Here is a 25886-nt window from a genome sequence, read left to right on the forward strand (position 1 = left end):
TCAAAACACATTTTTTGTATATTTTTCACAATTAACACGCAAAAAAAGCGGAAAGAAAACCTTAGTTACTGTTTTCTTTCCGTTTTTTACTATAATATCTTTTTTTAATTTTACACAACTTCTCGTTTTTCACACATATCAAGTCGAACGTCCGCATTCGCTTTGCAACCTGTCAGTGGGAGCTGTACCGTACGGAATTTTCAGTTCAGAAAATTCCTACCTGTGAACAGTTACTACAATTCTACTATATGTTTTGTAAAAAAGTATTTCGCAGCTCCAACAGCCGACGCTTCTTTCTTATACGAACAATTTTTCAAGTATGAAACATCATGCTCAAAGCCATTATATGCCATCACTTTTTCTCCCAGTGGTATCATATAATCTGACAATACACCTCCCACATCACCGCCTAGTATGATATCCATATCATATGCCATCCGCAGATTTGATATCAAAACAGCAAGATGATCCAGATACTCATTCCATGTCTGCAAAATTTTTTCATCACCACTTTCAACTTTTTCCATAAATGCATCCAGTGACTGCCTGTTATCTTGTGTCAGTACACTTGCAGCACAATATGCATCTGCACATCCTGATTTACCACAATAACACTTTCTTCCACCGGGAACGAGTATCATGTGACCAAACTCCCCTGCTTTCTGGTTCTGCCCTCGAAACAGCTTTCCATCTATGCAGAATGCACCTCCTAAGGTATGGTTCAAAGACAGATATATCGCATTTGGATACTTTTGCTTTTTTTCTGCAAGCATTGCAGCATTAGCATCGTTTTCAAAATATACTGGAATTTCCAGCGCCTGCTCTAAAAAGCGCAGACTATAATTCTCTATACCTAAAGCATGGGATTTTAAAACGATCCGTTCTTTCTGATCAATAATTCCTGGAATTGCCACTCCAATCCCAAGTAGCGTATCCTTCGCTAATTCGCCTTCAAGAAAAGTTTTGACCTTTTGTGCCACCTCTGTACAATAGGATAATTCTGCCGTAAATTTTAAACGGATGCGATCTTTTTTTATAATCTCATCTCCAAGATTTACTAATACCATTTCTACATGATTCGCTGTAATCAAAATTCCCATTGCATGACAGTATGACTTATTAATCCCTATACTTTTTGCCTTCCTTCCACCGGTTGAAGCATATTCCCCAGTTTCTTCCAACACCCTTTTTTCTAACAAGTCATTCACATTTGCTAATACAGTCGGCATACTCAAGTTTAACTCTTTTGCAATTCCCGCCTTGGATGTAACATGATTGTTTAGCACATAATTAATTATTTTTTTTCTTGTTATATTTTTTTTATCTTTATTTTCCGTTTTCTTACCCTCTTTTATTAAATATATTATAAAAGAATTATATGCTTTTTTATTCTTCTTGTAAAGTAATGTTTTATAATAAATCTCCGACAGAATTTATCTTATAAACAGCAAAAAATTCCCGAAGGAGCTTTCCACACTTTAGATATACACCCTGTTCTGTATCATTGGTGCCAGGCACCAATAAATTTTTACAAATGCCGATGAAATCGGGGCTGAAGGAATTCTGAAATTTTTCTAAAATAGACCGGTACAGATTTCCTTCTCCCGGCAATCTGTATCAGTCTATTGTCTTTTTTACTCCATAAGCCGCCCGAAACTGTTTCATTGTCATATTGACTTCCTTCTTAAAATATCTCCCAAGATGACTCTGAGACGAAAATCCCAGATAAGCGGCAATCTCACTGTAAGAATACTCAGAATACATCAAAAAACTTTCTGCCTGCCGTATTTTTTCGCCACGGATATATTCTGTAAGAGACATATTTTCACATTTTTTAAAAAGCCCTGACAGATAACTGGCATTTAATTGGAGAGCATCTGCGATGCTGCCAATACTTATTTTTTCATTAAGATGCGCCGAGACATAAGCTTTGCATTTAATGATATGCGGATTTCTGCCAGGATATTGCATGCGTTCTTTTTTCCTCTTGAGTTCCCTCACCATATAGGCATATTCGAATTCCGCCGCTCGAAAAAGCTGGATTACCTCCTCCCTTTTTTGGCTTTCCTCAATCTGGATACTGTAAGAGTCAAACAGAGAATATGCCGTCTCCGACACAACTCCTCCTCTGATTGCGGCGCGACTGGCAAGCGTAAGTATTACAAGAGCCAGATTTTTCACCTGACGCATGGGGTCTTTTGCAAGAGTTCCGATCTCTCCTTTATAGTCCTCCGTAATACTCCGCTTCAATCTTTCGATATCACCATGTTCAATGCTGCGAACCACTCTCATTTCCTGATCATAAGGATTATGTCTTTTCTCATTTTCACGGTTTTGAAACATCAGATCTAAAAAATACCGCTTCACCTTATTGTCCGATGCAACATTTTGCCGTTCCCCAATATACAAAATTTCGCAGTCAATAGGATGATCGCGATAGAGGTTATAAATAAGCAGAATCTGGTCCTCTAAGAAACTTTGATCTACCGGCAGGGACGCATCTGTCTTCCCTGTATCCTCCTCCCTTTCGGCAGTTTTAATATTCAGATTCTGCTGATAAATTCTGACAGGACCAACAATACAGTCATAACTTTTTGTCGGTATAAACGCATAGGTCAATTTATATCCGCTTGACAAAAGTACCGGAGATACCGGACGCTTTTTTTCAGAAATAAATAAATTATAAATTTCCATCTCCCCGAATTCGTCCTTCATCTGATCACAATATGTAAATTTTTCTGTAATCTCTCCTTCTAAAGTATACTGACGTATGATGGTTCTCAGCTGTTTGCTTACATAGTGTAAAAGATAACGATCATTCAACTGTTTTATCTCCTTTTTTTGGTGTTTATTTTATTTATTTTTTATAATATTATCATATTTTTCACAAATTTGTGATAAAACCCCAAAATTTTTAATATAAAATTGTATATTTTCCATGTATCATCTTTATCATAAAAACTTGAAGGAGGTAAAGCAAATGGACAAAACACTGCTGTTCGGCGCAGCTTATTATCCAGAATATCTTCCTGGTGAAAGAATGGACGAAGATATCGACATGATGATGTCGGCGGGAATGAATGTAGTTCGTATTGCCGAATCCACATGGAGCACCCTTGAGCCGGAGGAAGGGATTTTCAATTTCTCCTATATCGACCGTGTTATTGAGAAAACAGAGGCAGCCGGAATGATGGTCATTATCGGAACCCCCACCTATGCCGTACCGCCATGGCTTGTTAAAAAAGATCCGGACATTCTCGTAGATACAAAAGATGGAAGAGCGCGCTATGGATACCGACAGCTGATCAATCTGCTAAATCACACCTATCGCAATCATGCTGAGAAAATGCTCCGTAAACTAGCGGCACATACAGCAGATAAAAAAAATGTAATAGGTTACCAGATTGATAATGAGGCAAAACACCACGGTAATATGGGCAAAGAAATCCAAAAGCTGTTTCTCGATTATCTGAAACAAAAATTCATTACTACAGACCGCTTTAATGATACGTTCGGTCTCGCTTACTGGAGCAATTCTATCTCCAGTTGGGATGATCTTCCGGATTTGAAAGGATGTATCAACGGTGGATTAATGTCAGAATTTGAAAAATTCCAACGCTCTATGGCAGCGGATTTTCTGAAATGGCAGGCTGATATTATCAGTGATTATAAACGTTCCGATCAGTTTATTACAAATAACTTGGGTTTTTCATGGAAAAAATTCGGAGCCCCTATAGCCCATGACGGATACTCATACGGAGTACAACGAAGTATTAATTTTTACGAGGCCTCACAGTCCCTCACACTTGCAGCATCGGATATCTATCATCCGACGCAGGACCAGCTGACCGGTGCTGAAATATCATTTGGAGGAGACGTTACAAGAAGCCTGAAGGACAACAACTATCTTGTGATGGAGTGCCAGGCACAGGCGTTTAAATATTGGACTCCATATCCTGATCAGCTTAAGCTTCATGCCTTCAGCCATCTGGCATCCGGAGCACTTGGAATCCTGTATTGGAACTGGCATTCTATCCATTGCGGATACGAGACATACTGGAAAGGACTTCTAAGCCATGACCTCAAGCCTAATCCCCCTTACTATGAAGCATGTGAGATTGGGAAGTCATGGAAAAAACTCAGCAGAAAGCTGTGTGGACTGAAAAAATCAAACAAAGTTGCTCTCATAGTAGATAATCATTCTATGACCGCATTTGAATGGTTTCCCATTGATAAAGATCTCACCTATAACGATGTGGTTCGCTGGATGTATGACAGCCTTTATGAAATGAACATAGAGTGTGATGTGGTCGATATCAATGCACTTGATATCTCCAAATATAAAGTTATCATTACACCGGCACTGTACTGTATCACAGAAGAAAAATTGAAGATTTTGAATGACTTTGTAAAAGACGGCGGTGTCCTCATAAGTTCGTTTAAATCATTTATAACAGATGAATATGTCAAAGTCTTTTCTGATACCCAACCTCATCACCTTCAGGAATGTTTTGGTATTAACTGCAATCAATATACATATCCGGGAACAATCAGAATTCTTGGACATCCGGTAAAGTATCTGGCTGAATTGCTGATACCAGATAAAGCAGAAAGTCTCGCGGAGTATGAACACAAATACTGGGGAAACTATTCCGGAATAACACGCCATAACTACGGAAACGGGGTAGCATATTATATAGGCTGCTACACGGATAAAAGCGTTCTCAAGGATATTTATAAAAAGGCCTTTGCAGATGCTTCCATCCCTGTATCGGAGCTTACATGGCCAGTGACAATCAAAAATGCAATATCCGCAGATAATACTCAGCTTCATTTCATTCTCCATTACAGTAGTGAGGAACGGGAATTTACATGCCCATATGAATCCGCTGCAGATCTTATAAGCGAAATCACTTACCAAAAGGGAGATGCAATCAGGCTGAAAGACTGGGATGTCTTGATCCTGGAAGAAAAGACACTTCCGGAACAATAGTCCCGAAATACACTCATAAGGCTCAAATCGGTAATGAACCTCTGAGAAACATGCTATACCGAAATATATAAAATACAAGGAGGATAATTTAATGAATCATAAAGTTTCACTTAAGGAAAAAATCGCATTCGCACTCGGTGATGTAGGCTGCAATTTTATATGGACCGTAGTAGGATCATTTCTAACTCTGTATTATACCGACAGCGTAGGAATCAGCGCCGCTGTAGTAGGTACAATCATGCTGATTACAAGAATTCTTGATGGCGTATCTGATCTGGGTATGGGTGTTATCATTGACCATACACATACACGATGGGGAAAGGCCCGGCCATGGGTTCTCATTACAGCACCGCTCATGGGTATTGGACTTATCCTGACTTTTTCAGTTCCCAACTGGCTTTCCGAAAATGGGAAAATCGCCTACGCTGTGGTCACTTACATCCTGCTTGCAGTAATTATCTTTACTGCATGTAATCTGGCTTATTCAACATTAACCGCGCTGATTACAGGAAGGCAGGATGACCGCACAAGTATGACGTCAATCCGTTATATCCTTGTTTATGCTGTCATGATCCTTATTTCATACACTACCATGCCTTTAGTAGAAGATTTTGGATGGACCGGAATGTCTGTTATATTCGGCATTGCGGGAATGATATGCCTTCTTATCACATTTTTTGGAACAAAGGAAAGAAATATTGAGAACAAAAAGAATACGGATGACAATATCAGCATTGCGAAATCATTCATACTCCTTCTCAAAAACAAGTATTTTATCGTAATAACAATTCTTTTTGTGGTAAACTTTATTAATATGGGCTTGACTGGAGGCGTTGGCATATATTTTGCAAGAGATTTTCTGGGAAATTCCGCTCTGTACGGAACCATGACATTTGCAAACTACATACCGATCATGATTGGGCTTTTTGCCTTCCCTGGACTTGCCGGAAAATTTGGAAAATGGAAATGTATGTTAGTTGGGTACATTCTTGAAGCCGCAGGCTATCTTATCATTTTGCTCGCTCCTACAAGTTTTCCAATGGTACTTCTTGGACTTGCAGTCAGAGGAATAGGTCATGTTCCCAACTCTGCGGGTATATATGCAATGGTTGCTGATGTTGCGGACTACGGCGAATGGAAAAATGGTATTCGAAATGAAGGTTTAACTTTCAGCGCTACAAGCTTCGGCACGAAAATCGGAACAGGTATTGGTTCAGCGGTTGTAGGATGGGGACTGGCACTCGGTAATTATGTTGGTGGTGCCACTGTACAAAGTGCAAGTGCCCTTGAATCTATTAAAGCACTTTATACATATATTCCACTCGCAGTAACACTGGTTGGAATCATCGCTATCTTAAACGGAAACATTGATAAAATCTATCCAACGATTGAAAAAGATCTTCTGGAACGCCGTAAATCAAAAGAATAACATATTTTTTTAACATTGCGGAAAGAATGATATGCTCCCTTTGACCACATTGGTGTCAGGCACCAATGTGGTCAACTTTTTCTATGCAGTTTTCCAGTCTTCTACACTAAGGATTGCTTCATGTTCGCGTCCACCTGCATGGCAGTAGATACTCTCGTATATATGTAACAGCACTGTTTTCTCAAATAATCACTTTGTTTGTGGCAATTCCCCAGATTCTTGAACAAGCTTCTTTTCCTGTGACTTTACCCTACGCTCTAATTTCTTGTCTGAACAGCAAAATAGCTCTGAGCAAACGCAATCTCTTCTTTTCTAGGATAGCCATTTTGAGCAATAAGATAACATGCATATCTGGTAAGCATGTAATCCTTTACCGCTCTTTCTGCCCCACTACCTATTTGAATCATTTTCGTGACGCTGCGAAAATGGTCCGCTGGCTCTATTTCAGAAGCCTTACAAGAATCTATCGCTCTTTCAATTGCCTTATGAAAATTTTCCCAGCGATCATATCCAAGAAGAGCCATCCAATCCCTTGCATACCAAAATTCAACAGCTTCTTCTTGTATTATCTTTACAATTTCATCAAAAGCATTTTTCATTGCATATATTGTTTTCTTATCCATATTCCAAAAGTCCTTTATATTCCGTTCTTCAAATTATCTAAAATTGACTAAAAATATATCACCGTTCATACGATGCAATAATTTCTTTGCGTTCCTGCTTGTTCTGTTCCTGTTGTAATTTCAACGCCTGTTGCGATTTTGTACCATATCATTTGCCATATCAACTCATCTCACTTTTAAGAGGTCTTGTCAAGTACTTCTTTGTAAAAATTGCATAAATAAACCTCTTGGATTTGCATTAATTAAATACTAATCCAAGAGGTGAAAAAGGTATTCTCTCGCAAGAGGCAGATTGGGGGGGTCTGCCTCTTGCGAGAAATCTTATCGCCGACCCTCAATCTTTAGTTAATTATAAAGAATCTCTTTTTTAATCAGCTACTTTTTCTCCTGCTACATATTTAGCATAAACTTCTCGTTCATCCGCCAAATAAATCATTCGTTCTAAACGCTGTTCCACATTCATCTCCTGTGGATGAATCAATCGTTTATCATCGAGCACTACTGCATCCATTTCATACCCTGCTTCGAAGCTTCCTACTTTACCAAAAAATTCTCCGCCTCCTTTTGTAGCCATATAAAATACTTCAGGCATAGTTAATTGGGTCAATTTTTCGTCTTTCAATCTCCAACGCAACTTTGACGCCTGAACTGCATACCTCATAGCTACAAACATATTTTCCGTAGATCCGGCAGCTACATCACTTCCTAATCCTACATGCATTCCTTCTTCCAAATATTGTCTGATAGGTGCAACTCCTGATGATAAATTCGTATTAGATTCCGGACAATGTGCGATAAACACACCATTTTCCTTCATCCTCCTGATCTCATTTTCATCTGAATGTACACAATGAGCCATAACCGTCTTGCTGTCTCTTCCAAACAGCCCAAACTGATCATATGCATCTCCATAGAATTCTGATTTTGGACATAATTCCTGTACCCATGCAATCTCTCCATAAATTCTTCGCCGGTAATCGTTTCATGTTCATACCTAATCCACGAAAAGCATATTGTGGTGCATGTACATGCAAATCTACAAATCCAGGAACGATGATTCTGTCTCCATAATCCTCTACCAGTATTCCTTCGTATTCTTCCGGAAGTATCGAATACACTCCCTCAATTTTATTTGCTTTATATACAAGATATCCATTTTCGCAAATCTTTAATTTGTTAGAGGATTCAGAATATACAATCTGCCCCCTTAAAGCTCTAGGATCTGTTTTTTCATTCATTATCTACTAAACCTCCTACAATAAAATCCTTCTGCTTTATCCCAATGTCATAAAGGCATAACGTAAGATAAATATAATTGAAATAATCCATGTCAAAGCTTTGATTTCACGAGCTTTACCTGTAAACAGTTTCATAAAGCAATATGTGATCAATCCAACTGCTACACCATTTGCAATAGAATATGTGAATGGCATAAATACAACTGTACAGAATGCTGGCAATGCATTTGACATTTCACTGAAATCAACTTCTTTAATATTACTAAGCATCAGAATACCTACAAAAATCAGAGCTGGAGCTGTTGCCTGACCCGGTACGATACTTACTATTGGTGCAAATATGATTGAAGCAAGAAACATTACTGCTGTTACTAAGCTTGTCATACCTGTTCTTCCACCTGCGGCAATACCTGCACTGGATTCTACTACTGTTGTAACTGTAGATGTACCAACCATAGCACCTGCTGCTGTTGAAATCGCATCTGACATCAATGCTTCTTTCATGTGAAGGATTTCTCCATTCTCATCAATCATACCAGACTGTCTTGCAGCACCCATCAGAGTTCCAATAGAATCAAACATATTAACTAAAGAAAAACTAAGTACAAGCATTACTACTGTAAAGAATGTGCTTACTATATTGTCCCCTGCAAATAAACCTGCAAAGTCCATTTTAAATAATGATACTTCTGCAAAATCACTGAATTTTGCGCCCAAATTCATATCAAAAGAAGATAACTGTGTAACTCCCAAAGGAATTCCTGCTACAGTTGCCACTAAAATACCAATGATAATAGAACCTTTTACATTTCGTGCATTTAATACACCAATTACAATCAGACCGATCAGTGCAACAAGTGCTCCACAAATTAATGAAACATCTCCACCTTCACTTCTCCACTGTGCAAAATCTACCATACTTACAAGTGTTGCTGAATTTCCTACAACTAATCCAGAATTTTTCAAACCGATAATCGTAATAAATAAACCAATTCCTGGCGTTATCGCCATTTTTACAGCATCCGGAATTGAACGGATGATTGCTTCTCTAAGTCCAACTGCTGTAATAACAATAAAGAAAATACCAGATATGAATACAATTACTAATGCCTGATTATAGGTATATCCCATAGCTAATACAACGGTATAAGCAAAAAACGCATTCAGTCCCATTCCCGGAGCTTGTGCAAACGGAACCTTTGCATACAGAGCACATAATGTTGTTCCAATGAATGCACCAATACAAGTACCAATAAATACACCATTGGAAATCTTTCCTGCCATAACAGTATCTCCCATAATTACATATGGGTCTGCTAAAATCTGTGGATTCAGAATGAGAATATAAGCGATTGTAATAAATGTTGTTATTCCCGCTAAAATTTCAATTTTCATTGTAGAACCACTTTGTGAAATCCCAAAAAATCTTTCAAAAAAACTATCCCTTTTTTCCATTAGTATAACCTCACTTTCACATTTTGCAATTCTGCCATCCATGCAGTTCGGCTCTTGTTATGAAAAATTCCTCCTCCCTATAAAAAATATTAGCCTAAAAAGGGGCATCAAACAAAACTCTTTTTAGGCAAACAAAAAAAGAGTCACTACATAAGATTATGTAGTCAACCCTTTACGGTAGTTGGTAGAAACACTGGACCAATCTCCAGCATATACATAATAGCATTCGCATTAATTAATTTAATACCATTATAATATATTTGTTTACAATTATCATTGATTTTATGTTCAAAAAGCGCGATTGTTTTTTGTGTATATTGTATGTTTTGTTTTTATTTTTTGCATTTTTATGTATTTATGCACATTTCAGAGACCTTGACACATTCTAATTCACCCTATATTTTCCCCCGCGTCCTGCTCCTCTTCGTGTAATTACATTTTTATCCAGAAGACCATTGAGAACTCTTATTGTCTTATCTTTTTCCAAAATTGATTGCATCAATTGAAGTTTGTCAATAATAAATTCATAATCTATTCCTTTGTTTTCTTCGTCAACGCCTCATGCATCACAAACATCAAAATCAAAATAATAAATAAGTACACCGGCAATAACGCAACCGTGATATGATTTGCAATCAACCCAAAAACAGGTGGCATCAACAATGTTCCCACATACGCACTTGCCATCTGTATCCCGATAATTGCCTGTGATTTATCTGCACCAAAATGCGTTGGCGTAGAGTGGATTATACATGGATAGATTGGTGCACATCCAAGTCCGATCACTATCAAACCAACCAATGACAATGTCTGACCAAATGGTAAGAACATAATTAAGATTCCGACCGCGATCAGCACTTGTCCTAACCGAATCATCTGAACATCATTTAATTTCATTGTAACAAATCCACTTAGCGCACGTCCAATGGTAATGCCTATGTAAAACATGCTTGCAAATGTTGCTGCTGTTTCTGCAGATACACCCTTATATAATGACAGATAACTGCTTGCCCACAATCCCGCGGTCTGTTCCAATGCACAGTAACAGAAAAAGCATACCATGATTTCTTTTGCTCCCGGTATTCGGATAACTTCTCTTAAAGATAAGGCTTTTGCTGAGACTTCTTGTCCATTGTCATCTATAATCTCTGGTCGATTCTTCCACAGAGGCAGGCTGAAGATCAAAATCATTGTAAGTATAATCTGCAATACAGATATCACTCGATATCCACTATTCCAACTTCTTCCGTTTGTCAGGACATATCCCATAATGTATGGTCCTGCTGCCGCACCGATTCCCCACATACAATGCAGCCAGCTCATGTGCTTGCTCTCATAATGTAATGCCACATAATTATTCAGAGAAGCATCTACGCTTCCCGCACCGAGTCCGTAAGGAATCGCCCACAAACATAATGCCACAAAAGAATGACTGGTGGAGAATCCAAATAACGCGACCGCCGTCATCGCTACGCTGATTGCAGTTACCTTTCCCGTTCCTAATTTTCTCGTCAGTCGATCACTCTGCAAACTGGAAATAATGGTTCCAAATGCAATGATCATCGAAATTGCACCTGCATATGATATCGACACGTGTAATTCCCGATACATGGATGGCCACGCTGCTCCAAGCAACGCATCCGGCAATCCCAAACTAATAAATGATAAGTAAATAATAAGTAATAATAGTTGAAACATCGATGTAAACTTCCTTTTCTTTAATAATTCATATTTTAACTTATTAACACTTTTTTGTAATCTGTAAATGATACCATGGTTCTCTCAATATTCCCCGATATTCCACTTGGCTCGATAGGTCCGGATTGATGTCGGTTATCGGAGACCCATTCAAGCTAATATGGTTTATACCAAAATATCTCCGTTTGTTCGTGGAAACATATCAACAAATTCTGTAGCAAAAATATCTTGATACATTCCACTATCCATATCACAGCCTGAACCTCATTCGTCCACGGAAAAAGTTCAACTTTTTTATTCGTTTCTACTATGGTAAACAGGTACTTTAAAAACTCTTTTGTTCTTTATCGTTCAGTTGAAAAACCATATGAAATACTTTCATCTCTTGACAAGACGTTCATTACATTTTACCACATCCACCTACATTTTACTATCCGACCCACAAGAAAAAGCTGCTGACACGTTATCTTCTAACGCATCAACAGCTTCTATCCTGCTTTGATTCAGTGTATTATTCGGTTTTATTTAAGATCTTTACCATTTACAATACGGTAGTAATCATCCATATCCACGCTGAGTTTTTCCGTGATATCTGGTTTTCGATTGCTCAAGAGGCACACGGTCTCCACATGTCTTGAAGATCTTCAGTACAATCGGCATCCAAGGTCTCGGGCAAGCCCGGACTTTAGCTCGTCGCTATTGCAAAAACCGCCATTTTTTCTTTCCCCGGCATATCAAACCACACTGTACCGGAAGCCCCGTTCATGAGAACAGATTTCTTCCGCTCCCTTGTATCGATCAGCTCGATTCTGTAGGTATGGTTTTTCGGAAGGAACATGCAGGATCTTCCCGGCTGCTGTATACCGTAATATTTGATAAATGCTTTCTCCTCATAATGTCCGCAGTATGCACTGTCTTTCAGATTCAGAGCGTCTCTTTCCGCCTCTGTCAGACTTGCACCGAGTTTAAAAAAGGGATTCTCCATCAGATCTGCAGGAGCATCACCGTCCTGAAGATCCGGCTCATACAAAGTCCAGACCGGTTCATCCCAGGGTTCCAGTGCCCCAGGCAGACTTTCCATCACTTCACGAAGGAACGCGATCCCTTCCGGACTTTTTCCCTTGAGTTTTCCGCCTTTTGCCCACCAGAGCACATCATCGTCTGAAAGAAAAGTCTCTCCATGGGTCGCAAATGCCCCGTCACAATATGCACACCAGAACCGATGTACCATTTCCTCCGCAGAAATATTTCCCCAGGAAAGATGGATATCCCCTTCATAGCAGCACTCATCATAAATCAGAGGCTTTTTGTATTCTCTAATCCACTGGGGCGCTTTATAGAACAGGATATTCTGCATACTAAGATGAGTAATGTTCTCTCTGCTGTTGTCATAAGGTTTCATGCAGTAATGATTGCTGAGCAGATGACCGTAAGGATCCTCCTCTTTGATAATCTCCTCGAATCTCGCCCAGTCTTCTACAGTCTTTGCGAAACAGATATCATATTCATTTGCCATGCTCCACCAGACAGAGGGAAAAGCGGCCAATCTTCTAATCGCATATCTGAGATAGATCTCGTTCTCCTCTGCAGTCATTGTTGCAAACCCCCATCTGTCATATGGGTGGAACAAAATCAGATCCGTTTCAATACCCATGTCTGCAAGTTCAAGGATTGCTTTTTCCAGTCTTTCCCAGAACTTGTAATTCGGACGATTCACATCCCATTTGCCGTCTCCGTCCTTTTCAAATGCAAAACAGGGCGGTTCATTCTGATTGAACTCATAGGATTTCGGGAAAACGCAATGGCGCACTTTATTGAACGGAGCCTTCTTCAGTGACTCCATCGTTTCCCTGACAAGGGCATCCTCCTGATGAACCAGAGCGTAGATTGTTGTTCCAAATGGGATATATCGGCTTCCATCCTCATAGACAAAGTGTGTTTTTTCTGCACGGACCAGACCGTGTCCATCTCCCGGAACACATTCTTCTGTTCCCTCATCCACGACAGCACCGCTCACCTTCCAGGAATAGACCCCACATTTTTCTGGCAGAAAACGAACCTTATAGACTCCGTTTCCGTCATAAAATCCTTTTACTTCCTTTTCCTGTCCGTCCAGTGAAAAAACAGCATTCACCTCCGCAAGTGCTTCTGATCCTTCCGGCGGCTGTCCGTTCAGCACCAGTTCAAATACTTCATACTGCTTCATTTTTTTCCTCCTTTTCGCAATGATCTTCCCGCATCTTCTGCCATATCGCAGCAAGACCTGTCTGTTTCTTTTATTATCATAACAACAGGAAAACTTAATTTCACGTTTAAATTAAGTGAATTTTGCTTAATTTTTTACTGAACTTTATTTCTAATCAAAAACAAAATTTCTTAAATGCCATAATATTGTCTCCTTAGATTTGCCTTGTTTTAGATTAGAATTGCAGACCTTGTATCGGATATAGATTCATCCGAGAAATTGTATTCCGCAGCCCAACGGCACCACCTCCCTTACACGAAAAAAGAACTGCTAATGCTTTGACGCACTAACAGTTCTCTTCTATAAGTTCAGTGTATTAAATTTTTTCTCCGTTCTTTACTCTCTGTAGTTCTTCTGTGTCTCCCTGTCTCCAAAATACACCGGAAACGGCATCATTAATATGGTCAGTGCTGCTATAAGGCAACTTATTTTATTAGTTCTCTGCCTCTTGATTTTCATAAAAATCTCTGGCATTTCACATGGCTGGTACGTAGTCTGGATCGCAGAAATCGTTGCCTGCATTTATAGTTATTGCATGTCACATAAATTATTAAAAACAATTTTCGCACACAAATTGGAGGTAAGAAAATGAACGAAATTTTTCACAGAACAAGTATCCGAAATTATCTGGACAGACAAATAGAGTAGAGAAAAGTAGAACAGCTGCTCCGGGCAGCTATGGCAACTCCATCTGCCGGAAATCAGCAGCCATGGGAATATTACGTCGTCACTAATTCACAGTTTGCTCTGGTTAATATACTCGATAATTGTTTCACATATTTCCTGCTTTGGTTTTCCAAGTGCCACTCCCAATTCCATATATAATAAATTCTCTGCTGTCTGAAAATATCTTGCATCCGTTGCGGTACATTTTTTTCCCTGAGCAAGTCTTTTCTGGTTCCTCTGATAAATCATTTTTATAATAGAAACTAAAGCTTCTGGTTCATTTGCTTTTACTGCTTCTTTATAATTCTGCTCTCTCATTTTTTCATTATTCACCCATGCTGTTGGAATCTCTGGAATTCGTTTAATCAAACTCCATGCCATTTTCTTTGTCATACACAGTCTCAGCCTTGAATCTGCGTTTGAAACCGGAACATATATTTTTTCTTTTTCATCTTCAATTGGTTTCATCAGATAATACAATTTATTATTTCTTTCGTCCTGCGGATTCAAATATAAAATATCCTCTATTTTACAAATACCTGTAACTGGTTTACTGACCAAGTCTCCAATTTCATATTTCATAAACTTCTCTCCTTACTGACCAACACTTTTATTCCGTAAAAGTATAACGTACAAAAGAGCTTTGATTATCTCCTGTTACTATTACGCTTCCCACTGTTAATTTTATTATAAAACTATTTCATTTTTATTGCAAAAGCGGTTTTTACTAAAAATGTATCTTCTCTTTTTAGATATTATTACCATGCATTTACATGTACTCAAACTTCTTTCTAAGATGCATTCTTAGCAACACACTTCCCACATTTTTTTGTATCGGTTTATTGCTTCCACGATTATTTTCATGACAACTTCCAAAATAAAAAGCACGGCTACGATTACCAGAATCCTGATACCCCATGCTTCTCTACTTGTATGTGCTATTTTTTGATTGAATCCATTATCATATGTCGGGTACATCAACCATTCGCAAAGTCGAAGATACCACGTGAATGGAGTCCTGAAAAAGTCTACAAAATCATTCTGAAAAGCACCATTCTGTACGATTGCAAACAGGATTACTGTGATGTATCCCATTCCCCAAAAATATTCTATATCCAGAAATGCACAGACACTGTCCGATGCCCTTCGCAGCTCCTGGACACATCATTTGCTGTGTTCACTTTCAATAAGCTCCCCACGTTCATAGACATTTTTCAGTGCTGTCACTGCCATATGAATTGCATAATCCGCTTCTTCCTTAATCTTTTCTTTCAAACGTATATCTTTTTCATCTCTTGGAATCATCTGGTTCATATCCAAAACAAGGAGTCTCCGGTAAAAAGCATCCGATTTGTCTTCCAGATTCTGCAGCATTTCATTCGTTGAAAAAAGCAGCTTCGCATATGCCTTGTCACTTACCATTGGTGCCAGGCACCATTAAATTTCCATTTTCCTCTTTACAAATGTTCCAAATAATATTTTCTATCTGGCTAGCAATAACGTTTTCATCATCACAAATAGCAATTTTTATCATCTGAATCCCCTTTTAATTATACAAATACATTTCATTCTATTTTTCTATAACACAATGTCCTATTGCATACTCCAAAAGTATACCAATCAGTTCATTTCTGCTTCTGCCTGTTTTCATAGATATGGTATCAATTTGAACGACAATTTCTTCTTTAACTCTTATAGAAAACACTCTATATCCGTCTTCTCCCTTTGGCTTTTTAGGTTTAATAACCAAATCATCATTACCCATATTGCACCTCCATTTAATCATATATTATGCTTACACAATGATTAAATATATGTTATATATTATGTTTTTACTTAAAATCATGATATTAAGCCATAAAAATTAATATTATATATCTTAACTTACATAGAATTTTTAAATACAATTTCCGTGATCTATTTCGTATCGGAAATCTGAAATAAAGAACATTAATAGGCTTTCTTCCGCTATGTTATCATTTTGCAACTTCTGGTTGCGGTAATTCCTATACTACTTGATTGATTGCAATTAGAAATATTGCTAGAATAAATTTAAAAAAATGGAGGTATTGATATGAATATTTCAGAAAAACTATTAAATCTAAGAAAAGCCAATAATTTGACACAGGAACAACTAGCAGAACAACTAAATGTTTCAAGGCAATCAATTTCAAAATGGGAGTCCGGACAATGTATTCCTGATGCAGACAAACTAAAGCTACTAAGTGATATTTTTAATGTATCGATTGATTTTCTTCTAAAACCGTCTGAATTAGATACACTCACTCTAAAAGCAGAGTCCTTAGAAAATCAACAAAGGAATTTAGAAAATACTATTCGCAAAAAAGAAAAAACAAAAAATATCATACTGGGCTGTGCTTCAATTTATATTATCGCATTTGCCATAATTATGCTTATAAACCAAATTTCATGGGAAAATGAATTTTTATGGAATATCTTTTCTGGTATAACATTACCAATCATTATTCTTTTTCTTGCAACTGCAATAGCAATTATATTTTATATAAAAAATAATAAAAAATGATTTATAAACATTTTATAAAAATAAAGAAAGTGTGATTAAATATGATATCAGTAAAAAATTTTATGATAATATTCATAATATATATATTTTAAATAACTTGAATTTAATCGTTGAGGATGGCGAGTTTTTGGGAATCATGGGTGCTTCTGGAAGTGGAAAAAGCACTTTATTGCGTATTTTGGGCGGCATGGAAAGCTTTTCAGACGGTGAAGTAAAAATTGAGGGACAAAATTTATTATCTATGAAAGAACAAGAAAAAGAATTATACCGTCAACAAGTGATTTCCTATATATTCCAAGATTACAATTTACTATCAGGATTGACCGTAAAAGAAAATATTTTTTTGCCTTGTGCAATGATAAATTCAGACGAAACAGTAATAGAAAGGGAATATACATCCATTACAAAAAAACTTGAAATTAGCAGTTATGAAACACATTTTCCGGATGAAATTTCCGGCGGTGAACAACAACGAGCAGCAATTGCCAGAGCGGTGATGAAACGGAGTAAAATTTTACTGGCAGATGAACCTACGGGAAGTCTTGATGTACGGACAGCAGGAAAAGTATTAGATTTATTTAAACAAATTAATAGAGAGTATCATATTACGATTGCCTACCATTGGTGCCAGGCACCATTAAATTTCCATGAATTTAATCCCGGCATGATTAATCTCTTTCAATTAGAGACTTATCCGGGTGAAAAATCAAATTCCTGCGACGATTGTGGGATACATGAACCTAAAAGAAAATGGCGATCTTCAAATGCAAAACTACGCGAAACCTAAATTCGTTGTATTTTTCCTTTGTAGTCAAAGAAAAAGCACTATAAATCGGTCAGCAAACGATTTTCAGTGCTTTTTTACGTGTTATTCTACTAAATTTTGCCTATTAGCTTATATAAGTGAAACTTAGCGATACTTAAATAGCCCCCTTAGAAGAAATTCAAAAGTTACCGTCTGTGTTTAGTTATTTAATATGGAGAGGAAGAATATATTTTCTCGCCCCTCCCATTGAACCGTGCGTACGGGTCTCGTATACAAATCTACAACTTATATTCCAACTTTAACTATGGTGTTGTGAAGTTCAATCAACTTTCAGCATCCGATACCCAACACCAATGTGTGTTTGGATATATTGTGGAGAGTTCGGTTCTTTCTCAATTTTTTTACGAAGTGTTGCCATAAACACACGAAGGGAGGAAATATCGTTATCCCAACTACTTCCCCAAATGCTTTGCGTAAGGAAAGTATGGGTCAGAACTTTTCCTATATTTCTTGTCAACAGGCAAAGCAACTTATATTCAATAGGTGTTAAATGCAACTCTTCTTCATTCAAATAAGCACAACCTGCAGCATAATCTACACGAAGTTTTCCGTTTACAAAAACAACCGCTTCGGCAGGGGATACTTTTTGCATCATCAATAACCTTCTTTGCGTGACTCGTAGTCTGGCAAGCAGTTCTTCAACAGAAAATGGCTTTGTTAAATAATCATCTGCACCAGCATCCAACGCATCAATTTTATCGGTATCTTCACTGCGAGCACTGATTACGATAATTGGCATGTTTGACCAAGTACGAATTTTTTTAATAATTTCAATGCCATCCATATCAGGAAGTCCTAAATCAAGTAAAACAATGTCAGGATTGTGTGAAGATGCTTCTAAAATTGCCGATTGACCATCGGGCGCCGTCAGATATCGGTATTCGTGCGCTTTTAAGGTTGTTGTAATTAAATTTCTGACAGATGTGTCATCTTCTACAACTAATATTAGTGACTTATTCATATACTTTGACCTCCCCTGCCGGTAATGTAAATGTAAATACTGTTCCGTGCGGCAGATTATCTGAAACAGTAAGTTCTCCGCCGTGGGCGTTAATAATGGACTTGCACAAAGATAATCCAAGTCCTAAACTTCGGCGGCTGTCTGCGATTTGATTTGCACCACTGTAAAACATGTCGAATATCCGTGGCTTTATTTCGTCAGCAATTCCGTTTCCGTCATCCGATATAGATACGATTGCTTGTTTTCCCTGCTTTTCTGTCCGAATAACAATATGAGAATTTTTAGGTGTATATTTGATAGCATTATCAACAATATTGATGATTACTTGAACAATAAGCTTTGCATCCATTTTTGCAAGAAGAAATTCTTCTTTGCTTTCAACGGAAATATGATGTTCTTCACTCTTTCGGTTAATATGATGTAACGCTTCTGTGATCACGTCATCCATCAAATCTTCCGTTATACGGAGATTTAACCGTCCTTCTTCAATTCGGGTTACAGCCAGTAGGTTTTCTACAAGGTTAATCAGCCACATGGAATCATCATAAATATCCATGTACAGCTGCTTTTTTGTATCATTATCAAAGGAATCGCCATTGGACAAAAGGTTGCTGGCATTACCGGAAATGGATGTCAGCGGTGTCCTCAAATCATGTGAAATAGCACGCAGCAGGTTCGCTCGCAACTGTTCATTTTTTGCAAGGATAGCCGCCTCCTGTTTCTCACGGGCATTTTTCTCATTTTCCAAAGCCAGGGCACATTCTCCGAGAATGGACAGTAGAATACTGTTTTCAAATGGATCAAGAGGTATTTCCCCCATCACGATTCCAACAACTCCATATACCATACTATTGCTGCGAACAGCAAGGTACAGGCATTTTGCATTGGAAAGCGTTCCTGTTGTAGCTCCGGCACGTTTATTGTTTTTCAATACCCAGCCGGCAACGGCCTTTTCATTTTCGGAAATACACGATTCCAAATTTTCCTCCGTCACAGAAAAAATATGCGGCGTATCCAACACTTCTCCATCAGCTAAATAAAAAACGATATCTTTTCCCAAGAGTTTAATGAGCTGATTTGAAGTTGCAGATACAATTTCATTTTTATCTTTTGCCTGTTGCAATAGCTGGTTTGTATCAAATAACACTTTGGTACGATAAGCAGATTGTGCCGCCTGTTTTGCCTGGTTTTTAATCCGTATAGCAAGAGAACCGGTTAAAAATGCCGCCAAAAACATGATAATAAAAGTAACAGGATAACCCTGATCATACGCCTGCAAGGTAAATTGAGGTTCCGTAAACAGGAAATTAAAGACCAAAACACTTACAATTGAGGAAATTAGGCTGTATATCTGATGTTTCGTGATGACAGCGGTGATAAGAACGCCTAAAACAAAAACAGTAATGATATTTGCTTCGTCAAATCCAAATTTCTGGAAAATCATTCCGACTAAACTGGATAAAATCAAAATCGCAGTAGATTTTAATGTATCAGTGACAGAGAATAGGATATGGTTCTTTTTCCTTCCCTCTTTTAACTGATACACTGCCGCATTAGAAACCGTATCCGGAATAATATGCACATCCAGGTTAGGGGCATAATCAATCAATTTTTCTGTCAGGGTCGGTTTGCTGAGCAAATGCCGTTTTGTAGCAGAACTACGTCCGATCACAATCTTTGACACACCGGACAAACGAGTAAATTCCGCAATCTGAAACGGAACATCTTCTCCGTAAACTGTTTCTATTTTTGCCCCAAGCTGCTCAGCAAGACAAATATTTGAACGCAGGCGTTTTACATTTTCCTCGCTCATCACCGAAAAATCTGGGGTTTCTACAAATAGAGCCGTAAACTCCCCTTTAAAAGCAGAAGCCATTTTTGCGGCGGTACGGATAATTTTCGCATTGGATGGAGAAGAAGATAGACATACAAGAATATGTTCGCCTGTGTGATAATCTCCATGATTTTTTATGCGGGTATTTTCTGTGAGGATATTCACCCGGTCCGCACATCGCCGCAGTGAAATCTCCCGGAGAGCTGTCAAATTTTCTATTGTAAAAAAATTTTCTACTGCCTGTTTTTCCTGTGTTTGTCTGTATACATTTTCTGTATTCAAACGGTTGATCAAATCCTGTGGTTCAATATCTATTAATTCAACCTGATCTGCATTATCAAAAATAGAATCCGGGATGCGTTCCCGTACAACAATTTCCGTAATGGATGCAACTGTATCACAAAGGCTTTCAATATGCTGAACATTGACAGTCGTATAGACATCGATCCCTGCATTCAAAAGTTCCTTAATATCCTGATACCGTTTTGCATGACGGCACCCTTCGGCATTCGTATGCGCAAGTTCATCTACAAGGATAAGCTGTGGTTTTCTTTTCAGTGCCATGTCAATGTCGAATTCGTTCAGTATCATACCATTATAGAGAACTTCGCTTGTAGGAAGAACTTCTAAGCCATTCAAAAGAGCTGCTGTCTTGGGGCATGCGTGGGGTTCTACATAACCGGCTACCACGTCAATTCCCTGCTGTTTTTCCATATGAGCCGCTTCTAACATGGCGTAGGTTTTACCAACACCAGCTGCGTATCCGAAAAAGATTTTCAAATGTCCTTTATTACGGTTTTCTTCATCAGCTTGGGTTGCCTTTAATAACTGATCCGGATTGTGTCTGCTTTCACCCATACGGTCATCTCCTTGTACAAAAACGTTATATAGAATAATAAGTAAATTTCAGAAAAGTATTTTAACACTGACATTAAAATCGCATAAAGATTATACCACCTTTTCTTCTTTTTTTCCATTCGGGCGTGTAGTCGAAAGCAGAAAACGCTCCGAAAAATCACTCAATTTTTCGACAAATAAGTTTTTTGGGATTGATTTTCCTCGAGAAATTTATCCAGCTTTTCCATAAGAAAATAACCATAAATAAATGCTGCCAATACCACTATAAGTAAAACAAAGTCTTTCATATCACCAACTTCTTTCAAAAATTAAATATGAAAACATTTTTGAATATGTTTCGTCTCCCCTAGAACAAGCATGGTACTGTCCTTTAACAACTGCGTATCGGAACTTATTTTCAAATTCATAATATCATTTGTTTTCAGCGCCATAATATTGATGTTATATTTTTTTCGTATATCCAACTGACCGATTGTTTTTCCTATCCATTCTCTCGGTATAGATATTTCAAAAATTGCATGTTCTTCATCTAGTTCTATGTAATCGAAAATATGATCAGCACTATAACGGATCGCAACCCAATCGGCAAGCTGCCTTTCGGGATAAACAATTTCATCTGCGCCATTCCGTAAAAGAAATTTTGCATGAACATCACGAGCGGCACGAGACACCACCATTCTCGCACCGAGTTCCTTCAAAAGGGACGTTACTTCCAATGAATTCTGAAAGTTATCTCCGATAGCCACAATACAAACATCAAAATTCCCAACACCAAGCGAACTTAAAAAATCTTCATTCGTCGCATCCCCAATCTGAGCGTTAGTTACAAAGGGAAGTACAGCATCAACTCGAGTATCTTCTTTATCTACCGCCATCACCTGATGATGCAATTCATCTAATTTTATGGCAATATGCCGTCCGAATCTTCCCAGACCGATAAGTAATATTGATTTCATTTTTTTATTCTCCTTAACCTACTGTAATTTTTTCCTGAGGATATCTTGAACCGTTAGGCTTTTTTTCAGAAATGGTGGCAAAAATCAAGGTCAATCCTCCCACTCTGCCAAAAAACATCAGGCAAATCAAGATTATATGGGAAACAAGCCCCAGATCAGGAGTTATTCCCAGCGATAACCCTACTGTTCCGATTGCCGACGCCGTCTCAAACAAAGCGGTCATAAGTGGAATATCTTCTGTGCTGCTAATTACCATTCCTCCGACAAGAAATAAAACGATATACATCAAAAAAATTGTAGCTGCATTTCTGATAGTGCCATCCGGAATTTGTCTGCCGAAAAAATGGGTGTGTTCCTTTTTCCTAAATACAGATAATGCCGATGAAACGAGAACTGCAAGAGTTGTCGTTTTCATACCACCTGCAGTGGAACCGGGAGAGCCACCGATAAGCATCAGAATAATGATAAGCATTTGCCCAACTTCACTGAGTAAAGTCAAATCTGCCGTATTAAATCCTGCAGTTCTCGGTGTAACGGATTGAAACAAGGAAACCCATACTCTTTCCGTAAGAGGCACATTTGAAAATTCAAAATAAAAAAAGTAAAGAGTCGGTAAGAATATCAATAGTCCTGTTACCATAAAAATCACCTTGCTTTGCATCCGGTATTTTTTGAAATGCCATTTATGATTCTTTATATCCTCCCATGTAAGGAATCCAATACCTCCTGCAACAATCAGCGCCATAATTACAAGATTTACAATCGGCTGTACAGAATAAGAGGTCAACGAGGAAAAAGGAGTTCTTATACCGATTAGATCAAATCCTGCATTGCAAAAAGCAGAAATAGAATGGAACAGCGAATACCATATTCCTTTCCAAAACCCAAAGTCCCTACAAAAAACAGGAGCTAAAAGAGCCGCACCAATGATTTCGATAAGAATAGTAGTCCGGATAATAAATTGCGTTCTCCGTACAATGCCGCCCACCGTTGGAGCTGAAATTGCCTCCTGCATGGTACTTCGCTGCATCAACCCGATTTTGCGTCCGGATACAACAGCAATCGCAATAGCAATCGTAACAATTCCCATACCTCCGATTTGAATCAGCAGTAAAATAATTCCTTGTCCATATAAAGACCAGTAGGTTGCCGTATCATTAATAACCAGTCCCGTCACACAAACCGCAGAAGTTGCGGTAAACAAAGCCTCCAAAAAGGAGGTACACTGACCGCTTTTTGTAGCAATCGGCAGCATCAAAAGCAGGCTGCCTAAGAGAATCACGGATAAAAACCCTAAACTAATCACTTGAAATGATGTCATATGTCGATGTCTTGATCTGTTTGTCTGTTGCATAACTATGTCCCCATAATCTTAATTTCTTTTTTATATTTCCTTTACTCTATCTTTATTTGTATTAAATGGGCGTAAGTAAGTTTGTTTTGAAATTAAGATTGTATAAAGATGAGCAGAAGTCTGAAATCTTTTGCTCATCTTTTGAGAACACTCGTTACAGGATACCGTCCAACATCAAATTGACTTTCAGAACATTTACTGTTTTCTCTCCAAAAACACCTAAAAATCTACTGTCGGTGCATTTTTCAATAGTAGATCTGACTTTTTCTTCACTCATATTATTTGCTTTTGCAATTCTTGTTACCTGATATTTAGCCGCCGCAGAGGAGATATGCGGATCAAGTCCGCTGCCGGAACAGGTCAAAAGTTCAACCGGAATGGCTGTTTCCTCCATATCGGGATTTGCCTTACGAAGCATCTGCTTCTGCTCTTCCCTGGTGCTTCATTGCTTCCAGACGCATTTTATAGGCAAACGCTTTTTGGCTTGGCAGTATCTTCTCTCTTTGGAGGTTACTGTCCACCATCGCTATAACCGACTGATCATCATCCAGTTCCCGGATAATAACCGGCACTTCCGTAAGTCCTGCCCATAGTGCAGCTTCTTTTCGTCTGTGTCCGGCTATAATTTCATATCCATCACCATGTGGATTTTTTCTCACCAGAAGTGGAACTAATACGCCTTCCTTCTCAATACTGCATCGCAGTTCAAACAGTTTCTGATTTCTCTCTACTTTAAACGGGTGTCCTTCAAAGCTATGCAGCTCTTCCAATTTCATTAGTACAATACCTGCACCCGACTCGTGATTCTCTGATGAACACATCTCTTTCTTCCTTGCCATTTTTTATCTGCTCCTTTGCCTTGAGATAAAAGAAAAGGACACTCATCTTCCAGAAGTTCTGAAAACAAGCGTCCTTTTGACTTTTCTCTATGCTATTGAATAAAAAATGTTAATTCTGTCCGAATGTATTTCCTCATACAGCTTGTCCAGACGTTCCTGCATGGAAGTGGAAACTCTTGTATATATGTAACATTTCTGCTGTTTTTTCATCAGATGTTATCTCCTTTTTACTTCCTTGGAAACCTCTTTAATGCTTTCAAGATATGCTTTTTCGACTGGTGTCAAAGTAATCTCCTGATATTTTCTGTATTCTGACTTTGCTTTCTCCAATGCCTGTTTATGACTTACAGAACCGGAACCAGTTAAAAGCTTTCTGTTTCCTGATGACAAAACACTATCCAGCTGCTTTACATAATCATCCATATACATTGGCTTATGCTCAATTGCATTAATTTCAGCAAGATCAAAATAACCAGAAACAAGATTGTTTAATACTTTGAGTTCATTTTCTTCAAGATAATTCTTTGCAATTCCTATATCCTTTAATGCTGGTAATTCACCTGAAAATGAAGTAAGTCCCATAAATGGCTTTTCTGCATCTGCCCGCTGATATATAACCTCTGCCGCAGTATGACCATGTGCTGCATAGTGAAGTTTATTCTGAACAATTTTAAAGAATCTAACAGACTCTTCGCTATGAGGATTGTAATCTACACTCGTAGCATACAAATCAAGAACCTGACGATACAAGACCTTTTCTGAAGATCTTATATCCCTGATTCTATCCAGTAATTCTTTCCAGTAATTTCCTCCACCATTACCTTTCAGTCGCTCGTCATCTATCGTAAATCCCTTAATCATATATTCTTTTAACCGCTTTGTTGCCCACTGCCTGAATCTTGTTGCAATCACTGATTTAATACGGTATCCAAGAGAGATAATCATATCTAAATTGTAATAAGTAACATTATATGTTTTTCCATCATCTGCAGTTGTTCGGAATTTCCGAACAACTGAATCCTTATCCAATTCTCCTTCTTCGAATATATGCTTTATATGTTCACTTATATTTGATTTACTGCATTGATATAATTCAGTAAGCTGCTGTTGTGTCAGCCACACTGTATCATCTTCTATTTTAACTTCTATATTTGTCTGCCCATCACCAGTCTGATATATAAGTATTTCCCCATATTCATCGGTTCCAATTTTATCTGCCATAAGCACCTCTCCAATCCATTACTTCTTAGTTATGAAATGTGAACACATGTGTTCACTATTGTCCCAACCAAATCTTATCATCATTCCAACCTCTGTTCAACCAACACCTGTTCCATTATACAATGCAAAATAAAAGAGACTTCAC

24 protein-coding genes, 1 pseudogene and 1 riboswitch are annotated in these 25886 nt (G+C 38.1%); of the genes and pseudogenes, 4 read left to right on the forward strand and 21 right to left on the reverse strand.

Translation table 11 applies throughout. The annotated features are described in order from the left end of the window. Nucleotides 1-233: 233 nt before the first annotated feature. Together LQE94_RS06870 and LQE94_RS06875 are read right to left on the reverse strand one after the other, a co-directional pair. Nucleotides 234-1229, reverse strand: coding sequence for an ROK family protein (locus tag LQE94_RS06870; protein WP_240577304.1), 996 nt, complete (start codon nucleotides 1227-1229; stop codon nucleotides 234-236). Nucleotides 1230-1617: 388 nt separating this feature from the next. After that, the gene (locus LQE94_RS06875) at nucleotides 1618-2823 is read right to left on the reverse strand and encodes an AraC family transcriptional regulator (RefSeq protein ID WP_240577305.1); all 1206 of its coding nucleotides are present in this window, start codon (nucleotides 2821-2823) and stop codon (nucleotides 1618-1620) included. 157 nt (nucleotides 2824-2980) lie between these two features. Between LQE94_RS06875 and LQE94_RS06880 the strand changes: the two genes are divergently transcribed. Both LQE94_RS06880 and LQE94_RS06885 read left to right on the forward strand, forming a co-directional pair. Continuing rightward, nucleotides 2981-4993, forward strand: coding sequence for a beta-galactosidase (locus LQE94_RS06880; protein ID WP_118724464.1), 2013 nt, complete (start codon nucleotides 2981-2983; stop codon nucleotides 4991-4993). 91 nt (nucleotides 4994-5084) lie between these two features. Next, nucleotides 5085-6422, forward strand: a complete 1338-nt coding sequence (locus LQE94_RS06885; RefSeq protein WP_117990586.1) for an MFS transporter — start codon at nucleotides 5085-5087, stop codon at nucleotides 6420-6422. Between the two features lie 257 nt (nucleotides 6423-6679). On the opposite strand, the gene LQE94_RS06890 is transcribed toward LQE94_RS06885, so the two are convergent. The 11 genes and pseudogenes from LQE94_RS06890 to LQE94_RS06940 form a co-directional block, all read right to left on the reverse strand. Next, nucleotides 6680-7045 (reverse strand): BRO family protein, encoded by a 366-nt coding sequence (locus tag LQE94_RS06890; RefSeq protein WP_240577306.1) that lies wholly within the window; start codon nucleotides 7043-7045, stop codon nucleotides 6680-6682. 367 nt (nucleotides 7046-7412) lie between these two features. After that, nucleotides 7413-8003 (reverse strand): annotated as a pseudogene (locus tag LQE94_RS06900) (amidohydrolase family protein); the annotation flags it as partial. Beyond that, nucleotides 7942-8283, reverse strand: coding sequence for a hypothetical protein (locus LQE94_RS16525; protein WP_330638898.1), 342 nt, complete (start codon nucleotides 8281-8283; stop codon nucleotides 7942-7944). The gene LQE94_RS16525 and the pseudogene LQE94_RS06900, both read right to left, overlap by 62 nt. Nucleotides 8284-8319: 36 nt before the next feature. Next, a complete protein-coding gene (locus LQE94_RS06905; RefSeq protein WP_118724520.1) occupies nucleotides 8320-9738 on the reverse strand; it encodes an NCS2 family permease in 1419 nt (472 codons plus the stop codon). A gap of 141 nt (nucleotides 9739-9879) precedes the next feature. Continuing rightward, a riboswitch (purine riboswitch) is annotated at nucleotides 9880-9976 on the reverse strand. Between the two features lie 293 nt (nucleotides 9977-10269). After that, on the reverse strand, nucleotides 10270-11436 hold the full coding sequence (locus tag LQE94_RS06910) for an MFS transporter (protein ID WP_240577307.1): 1167 nt from the start codon (nucleotides 11434-11436) through the stop codon (nucleotides 10270-10272). A 685-nt stretch (nucleotides 11437-12121) separates the two neighbouring features. After that, nucleotides 12122-13642 carry a DUF5060 domain-containing protein gene (locus LQE94_RS06915; protein WP_240577308.1) on the reverse strand — a complete coding sequence of 507 codons (1521 nt, stop codon included), beginning with the start codon at nucleotides 13640-13642 and terminating at the stop codon, nucleotides 12122-12124. A 774-nt stretch (nucleotides 13643-14416) separates the two neighbouring features. Beyond that, the gene (locus LQE94_RS06925) at nucleotides 14417-14929 is read right to left on the reverse strand and encodes a CarD family transcriptional regulator (RefSeq protein ID WP_118724459.1); all 513 of its coding nucleotides are present in this window, start codon (nucleotides 14927-14929) and stop codon (nucleotides 14417-14419) included. A gap of 222 nt (nucleotides 14930-15151) precedes the next feature. Continuing rightward, on the reverse strand, nucleotides 15152-15442 hold the full coding sequence (locus LQE94_RS06930; protein ID WP_240577309.1) for a hypothetical protein: 291 nt from the start codon (nucleotides 15440-15442) through the stop codon (nucleotides 15152-15154). Between the two features lie 69 nt (nucleotides 15443-15511). Then, nucleotides 15512-15769 carry a hypothetical protein gene (locus tag LQE94_RS06935; protein WP_240577310.1) on the reverse strand — a complete coding sequence of 86 codons (258 nt, stop codon included), beginning with the start codon at nucleotides 15767-15769 and terminating at the stop codon, nucleotides 15512-15514. Further along, a complete protein-coding gene (locus LQE94_RS16200) occupies nucleotides 15759-15881 on the reverse strand; it encodes a hypothetical protein (RefSeq protein WP_276312709.1) in 123 nt (40 codons plus the stop codon). The genes LQE94_RS06935 and LQE94_RS16200 overlap by 11 nt, the downstream gene beginning before the upstream one ends. A 36-nt stretch (nucleotides 15882-15917) precedes the next feature. Beyond that, nucleotides 15918-16112: a ribbon-helix-helix domain-containing protein gene (locus LQE94_RS06940; RefSeq protein ID WP_240577311.1), complete on the reverse strand. Its 195-nt coding sequence runs from the start codon at nucleotides 16110-16112 to the stop codon at nucleotides 15918-15920. A gap of 309 nt (nucleotides 16113-16421) precedes the next feature. Here LQE94_RS06940 and LQE94_RS06945 point away from each other — a divergent pair, with 309 nt between their 5' ends. Both LQE94_RS06945 and LQE94_RS06950 read left to right on the forward strand, forming a co-directional pair. Then, nucleotides 16422-16892 carry a helix-turn-helix domain-containing protein gene (locus tag LQE94_RS06945; protein ID WP_240577312.1) on the forward strand — a complete coding sequence of 157 codons (471 nt, stop codon included), beginning with the start codon at nucleotides 16422-16424 and terminating at the stop codon, nucleotides 16890-16892. Nucleotides 16893-16923: 31 nt separating this feature from the next. Further along, entirely contained in the window at nucleotides 16924-17679 is a 756-nt protein-coding gene (locus tag LQE94_RS06950) for an ABC transporter ATP-binding protein (RefSeq protein ID WP_240577313.1), read from the forward strand. 298 nt (nucleotides 17680-17977) lie between these two features. Here the strand turns inward: LQE94_RS06950 and LQE94_RS06955 are convergent, their stop codons facing one another. The 8 genes from LQE94_RS06955 to LQE94_RS06985 form a co-directional block, all read right to left on the reverse strand. Next, nucleotides 17978-18679, reverse strand: a complete 702-nt coding sequence (locus LQE94_RS06955) for a response regulator (RefSeq protein ID WP_240577314.1) — start codon at nucleotides 18677-18679, stop codon at nucleotides 17978-17980. Beyond that, nucleotides 18672-21371 carry a sensor histidine kinase gene (locus tag LQE94_RS06960; protein WP_240577315.1) on the reverse strand — a complete coding sequence of 900 codons (2700 nt, stop codon included), beginning with the start codon at nucleotides 21369-21371 and terminating at the stop codon, nucleotides 18672-18674. Before LQE94_RS06960 ends, LQE94_RS06955 begins: the two co-directional genes overlap by 8 nt. A 308-nt stretch (nucleotides 21372-21679) precedes the next feature. Beyond that, nucleotides 21680-22327, reverse strand: a complete 648-nt coding sequence (locus tag LQE94_RS06965; RefSeq protein WP_118738370.1) for a potassium channel family protein — start codon at nucleotides 22325-22327, stop codon at nucleotides 21680-21682. 13 nt (nucleotides 22328-22340) lie between these two features. Continuing rightward, nucleotides 22341-23681 carry a TrkH family potassium uptake protein gene (locus LQE94_RS06970; protein WP_240577316.1) on the reverse strand — a complete coding sequence of 447 codons (1341 nt, stop codon included), beginning with the start codon at nucleotides 23679-23681 and terminating at the stop codon, nucleotides 22341-22343. Between the two features lie 154 nt (nucleotides 23682-23835). Then, nucleotides 23836-24099, reverse strand: a complete 264-nt coding sequence (locus LQE94_RS06975; protein WP_330638900.1) for a potassium-transporting ATPase subunit C — start codon at nucleotides 24097-24099, stop codon at nucleotides 23836-23838. Continuing rightward, nucleotides 24089-24520 carry a ParB/RepB/Spo0J family partition protein gene (locus tag LQE94_RS06980; protein ID WP_330638901.1) on the reverse strand — a complete coding sequence of 144 codons (432 nt, stop codon included), beginning with the start codon at nucleotides 24518-24520 and terminating at the stop codon, nucleotides 24089-24091. Before LQE94_RS06980 ends, LQE94_RS06975 begins: the two co-directional genes overlap by 11 nt. 87 nt (nucleotides 24521-24607) lie before the next feature. After that, complete coding sequence (locus LQE94_RS16205) at nucleotides 24608-24730, reverse strand: hypothetical protein (protein WP_276312710.1); 123 nt, start codon at nucleotides 24728-24730, stop codon at nucleotides 24608-24610. Nucleotides 24731-24736: 6 nt separating this feature from the next. Then, the gene (locus tag LQE94_RS06985) at nucleotides 24737-25741 is read right to left on the reverse strand and encodes a virulence RhuM family protein (protein ID WP_240577317.1); all 1005 of its coding nucleotides are present in this window, start codon (nucleotides 25739-25741) and stop codon (nucleotides 24737-24739) included. Nucleotides 25742-25886 lie beyond the last annotated feature (145 nt).

The sequence above is a fragment of the Mediterraneibacter sp. NSJ-151 genome, from assembly GCF_022487435.1.
Taxonomy (GTDB): domain Bacteria; phylum Bacillota; class Clostridia; order Lachnospirales; family Lachnospiraceae; genus Schaedlerella; species Schaedlerella hominis.

Bases quoted from the DNA above. Each gene is read 5' to 3' on its own strand.
- LQE94_RS06870 (WP_240577304.1), bottom strand. From the start codon at position 1,229: ATGCCGACTGTATTAGCAAATGTGAATGACTTGTTAGAAAAAAGGGTG.
- LQE94_RS06880 (WP_118724464.1), top strand. From the start codon at position 2,981: ATGGACAAAACACTGCTGTTCGGCGCAGCTTATTATCCAGAATATCTT.
- LQE94_RS06885 (WP_117990586.1), top strand. From the start codon at position 5,085: ATGAATCATAAAGTTTCACTTAAGGAAAAAATCGCATTCGCACTCGGT.
- LQE94_RS06890 (WP_240577306.1), bottom strand. From the start codon at position 7,045: ATGGATAAGAAAACAATATATGCAATGAAAAATGCTTTTGATGAAATT.
- LQE94_RS16525 (WP_330638898.1), bottom strand. From the start codon at position 8,283: ATGAATGAAAAAACAGATCCTAGAGCTTTAAGGGGGCAGATTGTATAT.
- LQE94_RS06905 (WP_118724520.1), bottom strand. From the start codon at position 9,738: ATGGAAAAAAGGGATAGTTTTTTTGAAAGATTTTTTGGGATTTCACAA.
- LQE94_RS06910 (WP_240577307.1), bottom strand. From the start codon at position 11,436: ATGTTTCAACTATTATTACTTATTATTTACTTATCATTTATTAGTTTG.
- LQE94_RS06915 (WP_240577308.1), bottom strand. From the start codon at position 13,642: ATGAAGCAGTATGAAGTATTTGAACTGGTGCTGAACGGACAGCCGCCG.
- LQE94_RS06925 (WP_118724459.1), bottom strand. From the start codon at position 14,929: ATGAAATATGAAATTGGAGACTTGGTCAGTAAACCAGTTACAGGTATT.
- LQE94_RS06930 (WP_240577309.1), bottom strand. From the start codon at position 15,442: ATGGGATACATCACAGTAATCCTGTTTGCAATCGTACAGAATGGTGCT.
- LQE94_RS06935 (WP_240577310.1), bottom strand. From the start codon at position 15,769: ATGGTAAGTGACAAGGCATATGCGAAGCTGCTTTTTTCAACGAATGAA.
- LQE94_RS16200 (WP_276312709.1), bottom strand. From the start codon at position 15,881: ATGATAAAAATTGCTATTTGTGATGATGAAAACGTTATTGCTAGCCAG.
- LQE94_RS06940 (WP_240577311.1), bottom strand. From the start codon at position 16,112: ATGGGTAATGATGATTTGGTTATTAAACCTAAAAAGCCAAAGGGAGAA.
- LQE94_RS06945 (WP_240577312.1), top strand. From the start codon at position 16,422: ATGAATATTTCAGAAAAACTATTAAATCTAAGAAAAGCCAATAATTTG.
- LQE94_RS06955 (WP_240577314.1), bottom strand. From the start codon at position 18,679: ATGAATAAGTCACTAATATTAGTTGTAGAAGATGACACATCTGTCAGA.
- LQE94_RS06960 (WP_240577315.1), bottom strand. From the start codon at position 21,371: ATGGGTGAAAGCAGACACAATCCGGATCAGTTATTAAAGGCAACCCAA.
- LQE94_RS06965 (WP_118738370.1), bottom strand. From the start codon at position 22,327: ATGAAATCAATATTACTTATCGGTCTGGGAAGATTCGGACGGCATATT.
- LQE94_RS06970 (WP_240577316.1), bottom strand. From the start codon at position 23,681: ATGCAACAGACAAACAGATCAAGACATCGACATATGACATCATTTCAA.
- LQE94_RS06975 (WP_330638900.1), bottom strand. From the start codon at position 24,099: ATGCTTCGTAAGGCAAATCCCGATATGGAGGAAACAGCCATTCCGGTT.
- LQE94_RS06980 (WP_330638901.1), bottom strand. From the start codon at position 24,520: ATGGCAAGGAAGAAAGAGATGTGTTCATCAGAGAATCACGAGTCGGGT.
- LQE94_RS16205 (WP_276312710.1), bottom strand. From the start codon at position 24,730: ATGAAAAAACAGCAGAAATGTTACATATATACAAGAGTTTCCACTTCC.
- LQE94_RS06985 (WP_240577317.1), bottom strand. From the start codon at position 25,741: ATGGCAGATAAAATTGGAACCGATGAATATGGGGAAATACTTATATAT.